The organism is Streptomyces sp. NPDC002490 (assembly GCF_040296045.1).
Taxonomy (GTDB): domain Bacteria; phylum Actinomycetota; class Actinomycetes; order Streptomycetales; family Streptomycetaceae; genus Streptomyces.
In genome coordinates, this window is record NZ_JBEOWM010000008.1 from 66,800 (window position 1) to 80,970 (window position 14,171).

The 14,171-nt window shown below is 73.8% G+C and carries 10 protein-coding genes; 4 read left to right on the top strand and 6 right to left on the bottom strand.

Annotated elements, in window-relative coordinates; translation table 11 throughout:
- Positions 1-241: 241 nt before the first annotated feature.
- Together ABT092_RS07365 and ABT092_RS07370 are read left to right on the top strand one after the other, a co-directional pair.
- Positions 242-676 carry an ATP-binding protein gene (locus ABT092_RS07365; protein ID WP_351240791.1) on the top strand — a complete coding sequence of 145 codons (435 nt, stop codon included), beginning with the start codon at positions 242-244 and terminating at the stop codon, positions 674-676.
- Positions 677-917: 241 nt separating this feature from the next.
- Positions 918-3,602, top strand: coding sequence for a SpoIIE family protein phosphatase (locus tag ABT092_RS07370; protein WP_502968402.1), 2,685 nt, complete (start codon positions 918-920; stop codon positions 3,600-3,602).
- A gap of 24 nt (positions 3,603-3,626) precedes the next feature.
- On the opposite strand, the gene ABT092_RS07375 is transcribed toward ABT092_RS07370, so the two are convergent.
- A complete protein-coding gene (locus ABT092_RS07375) occupies positions 3,627-5,711 on the bottom strand; it encodes a TPM domain-containing protein (protein ID WP_351240795.1) in 2,085 nt (694 codons plus the stop codon).
- Positions 5,712-5,889: 178 nt separating this feature from the next.
- On the opposite strand from ABT092_RS07375, the gene ABT092_RS07380 reads away from it, so the two are divergent.
- The gene (locus tag ABT092_RS07380) at positions 5,890-6,984 is read left to right on the top strand and encodes a glycoside hydrolase family 18 protein (protein ID WP_351240797.1); all 1,095 of its coding nucleotides are present in this window, start codon (positions 5,890-5,892) and stop codon (positions 6,982-6,984) included.
- A 283-nt stretch (positions 6,985-7,267) separates the two neighbouring features.
- On the opposite strand, the gene ABT092_RS07385 is transcribed toward ABT092_RS07380, so the two are convergent.
- The 4 genes from ABT092_RS07385 to ABT092_RS07400 are packed head-to-tail and all read right to left on the bottom strand — an operon-like array spanning position 7,268 to position 11,621.
- On the bottom strand, positions 7,268-8,464 hold the full coding sequence (locus tag ABT092_RS07385; protein WP_351240799.1) for a glycoside hydrolase family 1 protein: 1,197 nt from the start codon (positions 8,462-8,464) through the stop codon (positions 7,268-7,270).
- 45 nt (positions 8,465-8,509) lie between these two features.
- The gene (locus tag ABT092_RS07390) at positions 8,510-9,394 is read right to left on the bottom strand and encodes a carbohydrate ABC transporter permease (protein WP_351240801.1); all 885 of its coding nucleotides are present in this window, start codon (positions 9,392-9,394) and stop codon (positions 8,510-8,512) included.
- Positions 9,391-10,371: a carbohydrate ABC transporter permease gene (locus ABT092_RS07395; protein ID WP_351240803.1), complete on the bottom strand. Its 981-nt coding sequence runs from the start codon at positions 10,369-10,371 to the stop codon at positions 9,391-9,393. Before ABT092_RS07395 ends, ABT092_RS07390 begins: the two co-directional genes overlap by 4 nt.
- A 5-nt stretch (positions 10,372-10,376) precedes the next feature.
- Positions 10,377-11,621, bottom strand: a complete 1,245-nt coding sequence (locus ABT092_RS07400; protein WP_351240967.1) for a sugar ABC transporter substrate-binding protein — start codon at positions 11,619-11,621, stop codon at positions 10,377-10,379.
- Between the two features lie 401 nt (positions 11,622-12,022).
- Here ABT092_RS07400 and ABT092_RS07405 point away from each other — a divergent pair, with 401 nt between their 5' ends.
- Positions 12,023-13,060 (top strand): acetylxylan esterase, encoded by a 1,038-nt coding sequence (locus tag ABT092_RS07405; protein ID WP_351240805.1) that lies wholly within the window; start codon positions 12,023-12,025, stop codon positions 13,058-13,060.
- A gap of 120 nt (positions 13,061-13,180) precedes the next feature.
- Here the strand turns inward: ABT092_RS07405 and ABT092_RS07410 are convergent, their stop codons facing one another.
- The gene (locus tag ABT092_RS07410) at positions 13,181-14,062 is read right to left on the bottom strand and encodes an Lrp/AsnC family transcriptional regulator (RefSeq protein ID WP_351240807.1); all 882 of its coding nucleotides are present in this window, start codon (positions 14,060-14,062) and stop codon (positions 13,181-13,183) included.
- Positions 14,063-14,171: the final 109 nt, after the last annotated feature.

Genomic DNA, 14,171 nt, shown 5'->3' on the forward strand with positions numbered 1-14,171 from the left:
CGTCCCCGGCGCCGGTCGGACGCGGTCGCCGAGGGCGCGTTTCCTCTGGTCCCGGCGTTGTGGCAGGGCGCGCAGAACAGCGCAGGGGGCATTGCTGTGCGCCCCGAGCGGGCGCCTTTCGCGCTCCCAAGCCATCTGTGCGCCCTGGCCGGGATACTCCCTACCGCATATGGGGTATGTGACCACTAAGCGTGCAAATGCGGACATCCGTGTGCAGGTGGTCAGGGGAGTGTGGTGCGGTGTGATCGAGATCGACCGTGAACGGGACTCCCGGGTCCAGGGCGAGCGGGCCGAATGGACCTTCCCCGCCGACCCGGGAGCCGTGCGGGACGCGCGGTCCGCGGTCCGCGGCCAACTCGGGCGCTGGGGGCTGGAATCCCTCGGTGACCTCACCGTCCTCCTCGTCAGCGAGCTGGTGACCAACTCCCTGCGCCACGCCACCGGTCCCATCCGGGTGCGGTTGGTCCGGCCGCCGAAGCCCCCCGGCGCCCTGCTGGTCGAGGTCTTCGACCCCCAGCCCGGGGCGCTCCCCGAGCCGCCCCGCGGCCACCACGCCGACGTCGAGGACGAGGGCGGCAGGGGGCTGCGCCTGGTCGCCTCCACCTCCAGCCGTTGGGGCACGCGTCCCGGCAGATCGGGCAAGACGGTGTGGTTCGAGCTGGCGCTGCCCGGTTAGAAGGGAGAGAGGGCGCCGGCCGGTCCTGGCCGGGCCGAAAACTGTCGGGACCGACCTGTGATCGTGAACACCGTGTTGCGCGGGGCCGTTGTGCTGGATACTGCGGGGCAGCCGTCACCGGTGTCCGGTACCGGGGCGCGGTGAGCTGGAGGGGACGGTTCGCGTGAGCGAGATACCAGCGCAGGCCACGGTGTCCGGTCGTTCGTCGGAGGGTGCGGTGAGTGAGACGCGCGGCGACGCGATGTCGCAGGGCACCCCGCCCGGTTCCCTGTACGACCACCTCAAGGTGGCGTCCTTCTCCGTCGGCCCGGACGGACTGATCGACCAGTGGAGCACCCGCGCCGAACGGCTCTTCGGGGTGCCCGCGTCGGTCGCCGTCGGCAAGGACCCCATCGAGGCGTTCGTCCCCCCCGAGTTGCGGACCCGTGGGCAACGCGCGATGGCGGAGGTGCTCGACGGCCGCGAGTGGACCGGCACGGTGCCCTTCCGCCTGCCGCCCGCGCCGGAGGCCGTCCCCGCCCCGCCCGCACCGGCCCCCCCGGCCCCGTACGCCCGGTACGGGCAACCCGGCCGGGACGGCAGCGGGGTCCGGGGCTCCGGCACCGCCCCGCCGCGGACCCCCGGCGCCGTGCACCGGCCCGCCGTCCCGCCGCGACCGGCCGCCCCCGCCCCCCGCTTCACGGGTGACCACGGCGACCCCCGCAGCGTCGGCATCGCCGAGCTGTACGTCATGCCCACCGAGAACGCCAAGGGCGAACGCACCGCCGTCTGCATCGTCGTCGACGTCCGGGCACTGCGCCGCATCGAGACCGACATCGCCGCCTCGCAGGCGATTTTCGGTCAATCTCCCTTCGGCTTCGTGCTGTTCGGCACCGATCTGCGGGTGCAGCACGCCAACCAGCCCTTCGCCGCCGCCTTCGGCGGCCGGGCCCCGGACCACCGTGGTCGCACCGTCCACGACTACCTGCCCCGCCGGGAGGCCGACCGGCTGGCCGCCGCCCTGCGCCGCGTCCTGGAGACCGGGGACCCCGTCACCGACATGCAGATCGTCGGACTCGTGCCCGGCTCCAGCGAACGCCGCCACTGGTCCGTCAACCTCTACCGCGTCCACAGCGGCAGCGGCCGACCCATCGGCGTCGCGGGACTCGGCAGCGACGTCACCCGCCGTCACGCCGCGGCCCGCGAGGCCGCCCAGTCCCGCCGCAACCTCGCCCTCCTCAACGAGGCCGGAGCCCGCATCGGCAACTCCCTCGACATCGAGGCCACCGCCCGCGAACTCCTCACCGTCACCGTCCCCGGCTTCTGCGACCTGGCCGCCGTCGACCTGTACCAGGGGCTCCTCGACGGCGACGGCACCACCTCCGGACGGCTCAGCGCCACCGACACCGGCAGCGGCAGCGGAGTGCTGCGCCGGGTGGCCTACGCGAGCGCCGTCGCCGACGCCCCCTTCACCGACGGACGCGCCCCGGTCAAGGTGGGCACCACCCACCACTTCGACTTCGCCTCCCCGTTCGCCGACGCGCTGCGCGCCAGCCGCCCCCGTCTGATCGACGGGGAGCCCGGCGGACTCATCCGCTCCACCCTCGCCGTGCCGATGCTCGCCCACGACACCGTCGTCGGGCTGGTGCAGTTCACCCGCGCCAAGGGCAGCGAGCCGTTCACCGAACGGGACCGGGCCGTCGCCGTCGAACTCGCTGCCCGCACCGCCGTGTCCATGGACAACGCCCGGCTGTACCACCGCGAGCACCGGCGAGCCCTGCTCCTCCAGCGCTCCCTGCTGCCGCCCGACAAGCCGGTGGCCGCCGGACTCGACATCGCCTGCCGCTACCTGCCCGGCAACGCCTCCAACGAGGTCGGCGGCGACTGGTTCGACGTCATCGAACTGCCCGGCCACCGCACCGCCCTGGTCGTCGGGGACGTGATGGGCCGGGGACTGCGCGCCGCCGTCGCCATGGGCGAACTGCGCACCGCCGTGCGCACCCTGGCCCTGCTCGACCTCGAACCCGCCGAGGTGCTCGCCGCCCTCGACGAGGTGGCCCGCGGCCTCGGCACCCCCGGCGGGGTCCGCCAGGCCACCCGCACCCCCCGCGACGCCGACCTCTCCGAGGTCTACCTCGCCACCTGCGTCTACGCCGTGTACGACTCGGTCACCCGCCGCTGCACCTTCGCCAACGCCGGCCACCTGCCGCCCGTCATCGTGGAACCCGGCGAGTCCGCGCTGATGTTGGACGTACCGCCCGGCATGCCGCTGGGCGTCGGTGGGGAACCCTTCGAGGAGGTCGAGGTCCAACTCGCCGACGGCGCCCTCCTCGCCCTCTACACCGACGGGCTGGTGGAATCCCGGGACCAGTCGCTCGACGAGGGCCTGCACCACCTCCTCGGCACCCTCACCGAACCGGGCCGCCCCCTGGAGGACGTGTGCGACCACGTCCTCGGCACCCTCGACACCCGGCACGGCGAGGACGACATCGCCCTCGTCATGGCCCGGGTGCAGGGACTGCCCGCCGCCTCCGTGGGCGACTGGTCGCTGCCCCGCGAACCCCAGAGCGTCGGCCGGGCCCGCGAGTACGCCCGCGCCCAACTCGGCTCCTGGGACCTCGACCCGCTGGTCGACACCACCGAACTCCTCGTCAGCGAACTCGTCACCAACGCCCTGCGCTACGGCGAGGGCGAGATCAGACTCCGGCTGCTGCTCGACCGCACCCTGGTCTGCGAGGTGTGGGACGCGGGGCTGGTCCAGCCCCGCCGCCGCCGGGCCCGGGCCACCGACGAGGGCGGCCGGGGGCTGCAACTGGTCGGCCTGCTCTCCGCCGGGTGGGGCGCCCGACGCACCCACCGGGGCAAGACCGTGTGGTTCGAACTCGCGCTGCCCGACGGCGAGGGCACCCAGATCGACGTGGCGGAAGCGCTCATGAGCATGTTCTGACCGGGCCGCTCCCGGACCGGGCGTTCAGAACCGTCCGCCGCCGCGGCGCCGCCGGGTGGCACCGCCGCCGAAGCCGCCCGGGCCCTGACGTCCCGCCGCCCGGCTGCCAAAGGCTCCGACCAGGACGATCCCGCCGAGCACCGCGCCCCCCGTGCCCGCCCGATCGCCGCCCGGGCGGGCACCGTACGGGTTGCCGTGGGAGCGCACGTCGAGCGCCGCCGACCGCCGGGCCTCCCGCGCCAGGGCGTCCGCCCGCAGGGCGTCGGCGAGCGCCGCCGCCGTGCCGCCGTCCCGCCGCTCCGCGCGGTCGAGGTGGCGCTCGGCCTCGGCCAGCCGGGTGCGCGCCGCACTGCCGACCGCCCCCCGGTGCGTGGTGACGTAGTCCGCCGCCGCGTCGACCGCGCTCCGGCCCGCGAGCAGCGCCTGCCCGAGCAACGAACGGGCCCGGACCTCCGCAGCCGGCCGCTCCCGGACCACCGCCAACACCTCGTCCAACGCCCCGTCCGCCGCCGTCAGCCGGCGCAGGGCACCGATCGGGTCGTACGGCCCCGCCGCCCGCTGCGCCCGCACCTCGCCCAGCACCGCCGCCGCCCGGGCGACCGGACCCCGCAACGCGGCCGAGGGCCCGTCCGGGGTGGTGCCGTCGAGGATTCCGCGGGCCTCGGCGAGGTCCGCCCCGGCGCCGGCGAGGGCCTCCGGCAGGGCCCGGTCGGCCGCGGCGAGCTCCCCGGCGAGCCGCTCCACCGAGGCCGCGAAGGCGCCGGCCTGCTCCAGCGCCCCCTCCGCGAGCCGCAACCGGACCGCGGCCCGCTCGCCGTCCCCGGCGGCTTCCGCCTCCCGGGCCGCGGTCAGGCACCCGGCCGCGAACGCCAGCCGGTCCCGGGCCTGCTCGACGTGGCCGGCCACCGGCAGCGAGGCGGCCGGAGAGTACGCGGCGGCGAGCCGTTCCCGGGTGCGGTGCGCGGCCGTCGTCCGCTCGTCCACCCGCCGGTACACGGCGTCGGCGTGCTCCAGCGCCCGCGGCGCGGACCGCTCCAGGGAACGCAGCCGGTCGAAGGCCGCGGACTCCGCGTCCAGGCGCCGGTTCGCCGCGGTGCAGCGCGCCACGATCTCGTCCAACATCCGCCGCTCGGCGTCCTCGTCCGCCGGGGAGGCGTCGTCGAGCCGCTGGCGCAGCCGGAACGCGGCGGTCAGCTCGGTCCGGGCGTACTCCCACGCCTCCCGGAACGGCCGGGTGGCCGCCTCGCCGCACTGGGCGGTCGCGTACCCCAACTCCTCGGCGCTGGTGCGCACCGCGTCGTCCGTGGTCACCAGCAGCCGCCGGGCCCGGGCGTCCCACTCGGGCAGCGGGGCGGGCCCCGGCGCGCCCGGAGGACGACCCGCGGGCGCGGCGGCTCGTGCCGCGGTGGCCCGGCGGCGCTTGCGGGCGACCGCGTACACCGCGACCGCGCCGGCGGCTCCCACCGCGACCACCGGCAGGACGAAGTCCCCGGCACCGGTGCCGGGGCCGACGAGCGCACCGGGGTCGGGCTCGCCCGGGACGGGCGACCGGGTGGGCACCGGCCGGCCGGCCAGCACCGCGGCCATGCCGTCGGCGGCGCCGATCGCCGTCCCCGCCCAGTCGCCGGCCCGCAGCGCCGGCTCGACCGCGGTACGGGCCACCGCGGCGAGCTGGGCGCCGTCGAGCGGGACGCCCCGGTCCACCGCGTACGCGTACCGGCGGTCGTGGGTGGCCACGGCGAGGAGGAGCTCCTTCGGCCCGAGTCCGCCGCGCTCCGCGGTGGCCCCGGCCCAGTCCGTGGGGGACCGGCCGGAGAAGTCGCGCACGTAGACCACGTACAGGCCCAGGCCCTGCTCGCGGTCGAGCCGGTCCAACGCCGCGACGACCTGGGGGCGTCGGGCGTCGAGGGCACCCACGGTGTCGGTGATCCGCCCGGTGCGGGAGAGCGGGACCGGGTCGTCCGCGCGGGCCGTCACCCCGGTGACCAGGACCAGCCCGATGCCGCCCGCCGCCACCAGGGCCAGTGCCCACGCCGGGACGGCCGGGTGCGCCGCCCTCCGGGCCGGCCGCGCACCCGGACCCCGCGGGCCCCGACTCCTGGGCGACATCACATTCCGGAGCGTAGGGGGAGGAGACGGGCACCGCGACTCCGGGTCCGGCGGGGCGGCGCCGGGCGCCCGGCCGAATCCGCTCGGGTCCGGGCGGAACGGAAGGGATCCTCGGAACCGAGCGCGGGGCCGGCCCGGGGGACCGGGCGGCCTTCGGACACGGGGAACGGGGGAGGCCATGACCGGGACCGTAGGGGCGGGCGTCGGTGGCGGGCCGGCAGGGGAGCGGGACCCGCGGGGCCGCCGGCCCGGGCGGGTCCGGCGGCGGCCCCGGTCGACGTGGCCGAAGCGCCTGGCCCTGGCGCTGGCCCTGCTCGTCCTGGCGCCCGTGCTGACCGCGGGCGCCGCCTTGCGGATCGCCTACGCAGGTGACCCGGGGCCCGGTACCCAGACCCGCGGCCGGGACGCCTTCTGGCTGGGACACGCCTGGGTCGACGGCCGCAAGCGCGACGCCGACGTGGCCGCCCTCGCCCGCCGGTTGGCCGGCACCGGCATCCGCGACCTCTACGTGCACACCGGGCCGCTGGAGCACGACGGCAGCCTGCCCGCCGACCGGTACCCGCGGGCGCGCTGGTTCCTCGACGCGGTGCACCGCGCCCTGCCCGGGGTCCGGGTGCAGGCCTGGCTGGGCGACGTGCTGGCCACCGAGTCCCCGGAGGGCATGCGGCTGGAGCTGCCGCGGACCCGCGACCGGATCGTCCGCTCCACCCGGCAGGTCCTGGACGCCGGCTTCGACGGCGTCCACTACGACCTGGAGCCCCTGCACTCGGGGGACCGCACCTATCTGCGGCTGCTGGAACGGCTGCGGGAGGTGACCCGCTCCCGGGGCGCGCCGCTGTCCGTCGCGGCCCACCAGATCGACCCGCTGCCCTCGCTGCACTCGGTGGGCGCGGCCCTCTTCGACCACCCCAAGTGGTGGTCCCAGAGCTACTTCGGCGAGGTGGCCCGGCGGGTCGACCAGATCGCGGTGATGTCGTACGACACGGCGATGCCCCTGGAGAGCCTGTACGGCGGCTACGTGGCCCAGCAGACCGCGCTGGCCCTGGAGGTCACGCCCGCGTCGACGGACCTGTTGATGGGGTTGCCGTTCTTCTGGGCCGACGACCCCGGGCACCGGGGGTCCGCCGAGACGGTGGCCGCGGCGGTCCGGGGCACCCGGCTCGGGCTGTCCCGCACGGACCGGGACCGGGAGCGCTTCGGGGTCGCCCTCTACGTCGACTTCGCCGCCCGGGACGGGGACTGGGCCGCCTACCGGGCGGGCTGGTCGCCCTGAGCGGGCCGCGGGGTGCGCACGTCCACCGAATCCCGGAAGCCGTAGCCCTCGCGCAGCCGTCCCGGGCGCGGGCCGCGGGATCGGTCGGGTCGTAGGGGGTGTGGAAGAACGACCAGTCGGCGGCGCGAGGACGCGGGCGATGCGGCGGCGCAGCGCGGGGTCGGCGTCGGCCGCGATGCGGTGATCGGTGCGGTGGGGGACGCCGCCGGCCCGGGGCGGGGCTGTGACGGGGCCGGCGGCGTCGTTCGGGGGCGCGGGTCGTCCCGGGACGACCCGCGCGGGCTCACTCCCCGCCGGGCAGTTCCCGGGTGCGGCCCAGGGCGCCGAGCCAGACGGCGGACGGCTTGGCGGTCCGCTCGAAGGTGACGGGGTCGTAGGAGATCAGCCCGAAGGTGGGCGCGAAGGAGCCCCACTCGTAGTTGTCCAGGGCGCTCCAGTGCAGGTAGCCGCGGATGTCGAGGCCGTCGTGCAGGGCCGCGGCGACCTCCGCCAGGGCGCCCCGGAGGTAGGCCAGGCGCCGCTCGTCGTCATCGGTGGCGATGCCGTTCTCGGTGACGATCAGCGGGACGTCGCCGACCACGTCGGCGGTGTGCCGCAGCGCGTGGCCGACCGCGGCCGGGTAGTACTCCCACTGGGTGAGGGTGCGCTCGGCGTCCGCCGGTGCCGGGATCGGACCTTCGGGGCCGATCTTGGTCCGGGTGTAGGACTGGACGCCGATCCAGTCGTCCCCGCGGGCGGCCTCGATGAAGACGTCCTCGCGGGGGTGGCGGTAGGCGGCGGTGACCTCCTCGGCCCCGGGCAGCGCCTGGTAGACCTGGTTGGCGACGGTCCACCCCACCTTGATGTCCGGGTTGATGCCCCGCACGGCCCGCACCGCGGCGTGGTGGACCTCGACGATCGCGCGGGTGGTCTCCTCGTCGGGCGTCGGCAGGCCGGCGGGCGGGAAGCCGACGTTCCCGGCCTTGGCGGCCCCGGCCATCACGGCGATCATGTTCGGCTCGTTGATGGTGCAGACGTACTCCACCCCCTCGGCGATGACGGGCGCGGTGGCCTCGACGTAGCGGGTGAAGAGCTCCACGGCCCCTTCGGCGGTCCAGCCGCCGAGGTCCTCGAACCACTGCGGCACGGTGAAGTGGTGCAGGGTCACCATCGGGCGCAGTCCGCGGGCCAGGGCGCCGTCCACCATGCGGCGGTAGTGGGCGAGTTCGGCGCGGGAGAAGTGGCCGCGGGCCGGCTCGATGCGGGCCCACTCGATGCTGAAGCGGTAGTCGGTGAAGCCGAGTTCCGCGAGCAGGTCCATGTCCTCGGGCCAGCGGTGGTAGCTGTCGGCCGCGTCGAGGCTGGGCTCCTGGACGTGGGAGGTGCCGCTGTGCTCCTTGCGCCACCAGTCGCTGTTGGTGTTGTTGCCCTCGATCTGGTGGGCGGCGGTGGAGGCCCCCCAGAGGAAGCCTTCGGGGAACGGGGTCGGGGCGTGCGTCATCGTCGTGTCTCTCTGGTGGGTGAGGGGGGAGCGGAGGAGGGGGCGCTACTTCATGCCGGCGGTGGCGATGCCCTGGGTGAAGTGGCGTTGCAGCACCGCGAAGACCAGCAGCACCGGCAGCACGATCAGGAAGGAACCGGCCATCAGCATCCCGTTGGAGCCCGCCGACTGGTTGGGGTCGGTGGCGAAGGTGGCCAGGGCCACCGGGAGCGTGTACTTGTCGGGGTCGTTGGTCGCGATCAGCGGCCAGACGAAGTTGTTCCAGGAACCGAGGAAGGTGAAGATCGTCAGCGTTGCGAGGGCCGGCTTGACCAGCGGCATCACGATCCGCCAGAAGATGAACCACTCGCCGGCGCCGTCCATCCGGGCCGCTTCCAACAGCTCGTCCGGGATCGACTGCATGAACTGCCGCATGAGGAACACCCCGAAGGCGCCCGCCGCGAACGGCAGCACCAGCCCGGCGTAGGAGTCGATCAGCTGCAACTTGCTCATCAGCACGAACAGCGGCAGCAGCATCAGGTTGCCGGGCACCATCAGCGCGCCCAGGACCAGCCCGAAGACCTTGTTGCGGCCGGCGAACCGGAGCTTGGCGAGCGCGTAGCCCAGCATCGAGCAGAAGACCAGGTTGGAGACGGTGACCAGGGTGGCCACGATCACCGAGTTGAGGAAGTAGCGCGGCAGGTCCAGCCGGTCCAGCAACCGTTCGAAGTGCCCGAGGGTCCACTCGGTCGGGATCCACACCGGAGGCGAGGCCGTGAGCTCCCGGTCGGTCTTGAAGGCGGACAGCGCCATCCACAGGAAGGGCGCCGCCATGACCAGCAGGCCGAGGGAGACCAGCACGTACAGCAGCGGCTTGCGCAGTCGGGAGCCGGCGGACCGGCCGGGGCCGGGGACCTCGGTCGGGGCGGGGGCGGGCTTCACGGTGCTCATTTCGTGTTGTCCTTCAGCAGTCTGAGCTGGAGCACGGTGATGCCCATGATCACCACGAAGAGGACGTACGCCATCGCGCTCGCATAGCCCATGTGGAAGAAGTTGAAGCCCTCGCGGTACATGTTCAGCGAGACGGTGAGGGTGCTGTCCGAGGGGCCGCCCTGGGTCATCACGAACGGCTCCTCGAAGACGTTGAGGTAGCCGATGGTGGTGATCACCGTGGCGTACAGCATGGTCGGGCGCAGCAGGGGCACGGTGACGTGCCGGAACTCGCGCCAGGTGCCCGCGCCGTCCAGCCGGGCGGCCTCCCGCACCTCGGTGGGGATGGCCTGGAGCCCGGCGATGAACAGCACCATGACCGTGCCCATGTTCCGCCACACCGCCATGAGGATCAGCGAGGGCATCGCGAGGTTCTCGTCCCCGAGGAAGTCCGGGGCGGTGAGCCCCACTTCGGCGGCGAGCCCGGCGATCAGTCCGTCGGACGGGTCGAGGACGAACCGCCACACCACGGCGACGGCCACGATGGAGGTCACCACGGGGGCGTAGAAGCCGACCCGGAAGAAGGTGCGGGCGCGGTCGATGCCGTTGTTGAGGAGCACCGCGACCAGCAGCCCGAGGCCGATGGTCAGGGGCACGCCGACGACGACGAAGTAGGCCGTGTTGAAGAGGGAGGTGAGGAACTTCTCGTCGTTGAACAGCTTGACGTAGTTCTCGAACCCGACGAAGTCGGCTTCCAGCGGGTTGGTGACGTCGCGCAGCCCGAAGTCGGTGAAGCTCATGAGGAGCGTCGCCAGGATCGGGAAGGCCATGAAGACCGCGAACAGCACCAGGAACGGGGTGGAGAACAACCACCCGGCGAGGTTCTGCCGGCCCAGGCGCGGCCCGCGGCGCTTGTCGCGTCCCTCGTTCCTGCCGTCCTCCTTCGCGGGGCGGCGCGCCGGGCGGGCCGGCGCGCCCGGCGGGGTCGTGGTGCTCATCGCGACTACCTCAGGAGGCTTTCGACCTCGGACTGCGCCTTCTTCGCGGCCTCCTCGGCGGACGCCTTGCCCTGGGTGACCGACTCGACGGCGCGGTCGACCTTGGAGGTGATCTCGGACCACTGGGCGAGCGTCGGCGTGTTCTTCGCGGTCTCCATCTGCTCGCGGAAGACCTGGAGGTTCGGGTCCGTCGCCAGCTCGCCGGATTCCCAGGCGGCGGTGGCGGCGGGCAGGTCGCTGGTGCGCTCGTACCAGTCCGCCTGGCCCTTGGTGTCGGTGAGGTGGCTGATGAACTCCTTGGCGGCGGCCTTGTGGTCGCTGTCCTTGGAGATCACCAGGCTGGATCCGCCGGCCATGGACACGGACTGCTCACCGGTGGGCACCTTGGCGACGGCCCACTTGCCGTCCAGGTCCGGGTACTGGTCCTGGAGGATCGACATGATCCACGGGCCGGAGAAGAACATCGGCACGTCGCCGCTGTTGAAGTCCTTGGTCACGTCGTAGCCCGGCGTGACGCTCTTCTTGGCCAGGCCCTCGGCGAAGTACTTCCCGTACTCCTCGAACGCCTTGACCGCGGCGGGGCTGCCGATGGCCGCCTTGCCGTCGCCGTCGACGATCTCGCCGCCGGCGGAGTACAGGAACGGGTAGAAGCTCTGCACGGTGTCCAGGCCGCTCGGCTGGATCGACAGGCCCCACTTGGTGCCCGCCCCGTCCTGGTAGGCGGCGGCGGCCTCGCGGAGTTCGGCCCAGGTGGCGGGCGCCTTGTCGATGCCGGCCTGCTCGGCGAGGTCGGTGCGGTAGTAGAGCACCCGGGTGTCGACGTACCAGGGGACCCCGTACGCGGTGCCGTCCACGATGCCCTGCTCCCAGGCCGCCGGGAAGAAGTCCTTCTCGTCGAAGACCTCGGTGTCGACCGGCTCCAGCGCGCCCAGCTCGGCGAACTCGCCCATGTAGGTCCCGCCCATCTGCGCGATGTCCGGGAGGTTGCCGGCGGCGGCGGCCGAGACCAGCTTCTGGTGGGCGACGTCCCAGCCGACCGGGGTGACCTTCACGGTCACGTTCGGGTTCGCCTTGGTGTACTCCTCGGCGACGTCACCGAGCTTCTCGCCCTCGGCACCCATGGCCCACACGGTGAGGGTCTGCTTCTCGTCGGCGGCGACGCCGCCGCCCCCCGAACTCCCGCAAGCGGTGATTCCGAACGCCGTCGCGAGGGCGACGGCGACCGTGGCGGTTCTGGCGGCGCGGTGCATGGACGGCTCCTCCTTGAGCTCTTCCGGGCCCTGCTGGCGTTCCGGCCGTGTACTGCCGTTCACCCCGCAAGACCCCTGATCGTCTTCGGGTACCCGGAACGCCCGCCCGGATGTATGCGCTGTCTGTAAGCGCATACATCACTCTGCGACAGTCGTTCCGCAATGTGCAAGAGGGTTGGAGATCACACTCCGGTAACGGCGTCGGTGCGTTGCGGAGGGTGGGCGGAGCGGTCGCGGACGCGACGGCTCGGGCGGGAATGTCGCATGGTGGGGGGTGTGGGGTTGGGGGCAAAACGGTCGATAAGCGCACCTTGTAGGTTAGAACGGTTGTTTGCGCGAGGAAAGGGAATGTGGCGTACGCCGCTCCGCCGGCCCGGGCCACAGCGCCTACGCTCCCCGGCATGCCCCCGACGCACCCCGCCCCCGCCGTCCCGGCCCTGCCGGACCGTGCGCCGGACCTGGCGCACCCGTTCCCCTTCGCCCCCGCCCACGGCTACGACCCGCCCCGGCTGCTCGCCGTCGCACCGCCCCCGGAACCCGAGGGCTTCGACGCCTTCTGGCGCGCCCGGTACGCGGCGGCCCGCGCCGTCGACCCCGACCCGGTGGTGGGCCCCGCCGAGGGGGAGCGGGACGGCGTCCGGCTCCACCCGGTGACGTACGCCTCCACCGGGGGCGTGCGCACCGGCGGCTGGCTGGCGCTGCCCGTCGGCGGCCGCCCGGCCCGCTACGGCTTCGTGATCGGGCACGGCTACGGGGGCCGGGGCTCCGCGGCCCCCGACCTGCCGCTGCCCCTGCCCGACGCCGCGGCCCTGCTGCCCTGCGTCCGGGGGATGGGCGAGCGGGGTCGCCGCCCCGGAGTGCCCGACACCGCCGACGCCCACGTACTGCACGGCATCGACGACCGGGACGGCTACGTGATCGGGGGCTGCGTCGACGACCTGTGGTGCGCCGCCTCCGCTCTGCTGCGACTGGTCCCCGAACTGGCCGCCCCCGGGGCGGCCCGGCTCGGCTACGCGGGCGAGAGCCTCGGCGGCGGCCTCGGGGCGCTGGCCCTGCCCTGGGACGAGCGCTTCGGGGCCGCCCGGCTCACCGTCCCCACCTTCGGCCACCACCCGCTGCGGCTCACCCTGCCCTGCACCGGTAGCGGCGAGGCGGTGCGCGCGCACCACGCCCGGCACCCGGAGGTGACCGAGGTGCTGGCCCACTACGACGCGGCGACCGCGGCCACCCGACTGCGCACCCCGACCCTGGTCGCCCCCGCGCTGTTCGACCCGGCGGTACCGCCGCCCGGGCAGTTCGCGGTGCGCAACGCACTGGCCGGGCCGCGCACCCCCCGGGTGCTGAGCGCCGGGCACTTCACCCACCGGGGCGAGCAGGCCGAGCGGGCGGCGCTGGACGCGCTCGGGCGGCGGTTCTTCGCCCGCTGGCTGGGGGCTTGAGCCCCCCGGGGTGATCGCACCCTGCGGGGGACCGGGGCGACCCGCCGGCAGGCGGGCCGGGACGGGGGGCGGCGGTGTTGCGGTCCTACGGGGCAGGGAGGGTCCACGGGCCCCGGGAACTCACTCGTAGCTCTCCCGCATCACGTTGAGGTGCACCCACGCCGTGACGTGGCCGACGCCTTCGAGGGTCCGAATCTCGTCGACGACCGTGTGCAGCGCACGGAGGCTGGATCCCGACATGGTCACGACAAGGTCGAACTGACCGACGGCGAGGGCGCCGAACCCGACGGAGGGCATCGCGCGCAGCCTGTCGATCAGGTGCTCGTTCTCCCCGCGCAGGCGGATGCCGGCACCCGCCTGCATGTGGTGTCCCGCATCGGACAGGTTCAGTTCGCACGCGATACGCAGCATGCCGCTCTGCGTGAGCCTCGCCAGCCGTGCCCGTACCGCCCCGATCGACAGCCCGACCTCGTGTCCGAGCGCCCGATAGGGCATGCGTCCGTCCTCACGGAGGAGGGCGATGATCCGGGTGTCTATCTCGTCGGGCATCTGGAAGGCGGTCCCGGTGAGGTCGGACCCCGCCTCGAACCGGCTCTTGAAGACCTGGAGGAGTTGGGAGTTGGCGGTCTCGCGGACTCCGGCGATCGCCCGGATCCGCGCCAGCAACTCCGTGAGGTGGTGGTGGTTTTCGGCTCCGACCTCGACCACCACGTCGCAGTAGCCGGCCACCGCGGAGATGAGCGTCGCCTCGCGGAACCCTCGCAGCGCGTCGAGTACCGGGGCGGTCGCCCCGTCGACCCAGACGTGCACGTCGCAGAAGGTCTGGATGCCCAGCAGGGCCGGATGCACGTTGGCCGTGATGCGCATCGCTCCGCTACCCAGGAGATCGCGCATCCGCTCCTGCACGCGGTGCCGCGGCACCCCCAACCGGCGAGCGAGCTCGCTCACGGACAACCGCCCATTATCACGCAGGGCGGAGACGAGTGCTCCATCGAAATCCATGCCCGGCCGTCCTCATGTCGGATTCGTTATACAGAATCTCCTGCTGGTCGGTGAACAGAATTTCACTCTACAGGCGCTTGCGCTGCCCTTGTGCGGCAGATGTTGCTTG

Coding starts and splice junctions, on each gene's coding strand:
- ABT092_RS07375 (WP_351240795.1), bottom strand. CDS start 5,711: ATGTCGCCCAGGAGTCGGGGCCCGCGGGGTCCGGGTGCGCGGCCGGCC.
- ABT092_RS07410 (WP_351240807.1), bottom strand. CDS start 14,062: ATGGATTTCGATGGAGCACTCGTCTCCGCCCTGCGTGATAATGGGCGG.
- ABT092_RS07400 (WP_351240967.1), bottom strand. CDS start 11,621: ATGCACCGCGCCGCCAGAACCGCCACGGTCGCCGTCGCCCTCGCGACG.
- ABT092_RS07370 (WP_502968402.1), top strand. CDS start 918: ATGTCGCAGGGCACCCCGCCCGGTTCCCTGTACGACCACCTCAAGGTG.
- ABT092_RS07380 (WP_351240797.1), top strand. CDS start 5,890: ATGACCGGGACCGTAGGGGCGGGCGTCGGTGGCGGGCCGGCAGGGGAG.
- ABT092_RS07405 (WP_351240805.1), top strand. CDS start 12,023: ATGCCCCCGACGCACCCCGCCCCCGCCGTCCCGGCCCTGCCGGACCGT.
- ABT092_RS07390 (WP_351240801.1), bottom strand. CDS start 9,394: ATGAGCACCGTGAAGCCCGCCCCCGCCCCGACCGAGGTCCCCGGCCCC.
- ABT092_RS07385 (WP_351240799.1), bottom strand. CDS start 8,464: ATGACGCACGCCCCGACCCCGTTCCCCGAAGGCTTCCTCTGGGGGGCC.
- ABT092_RS07395 (WP_351240803.1), bottom strand. CDS start 10,371: ATGAGCACCACGACCCCGCCGGGCGCGCCGGCCCGCCCGGCGCGCCGC.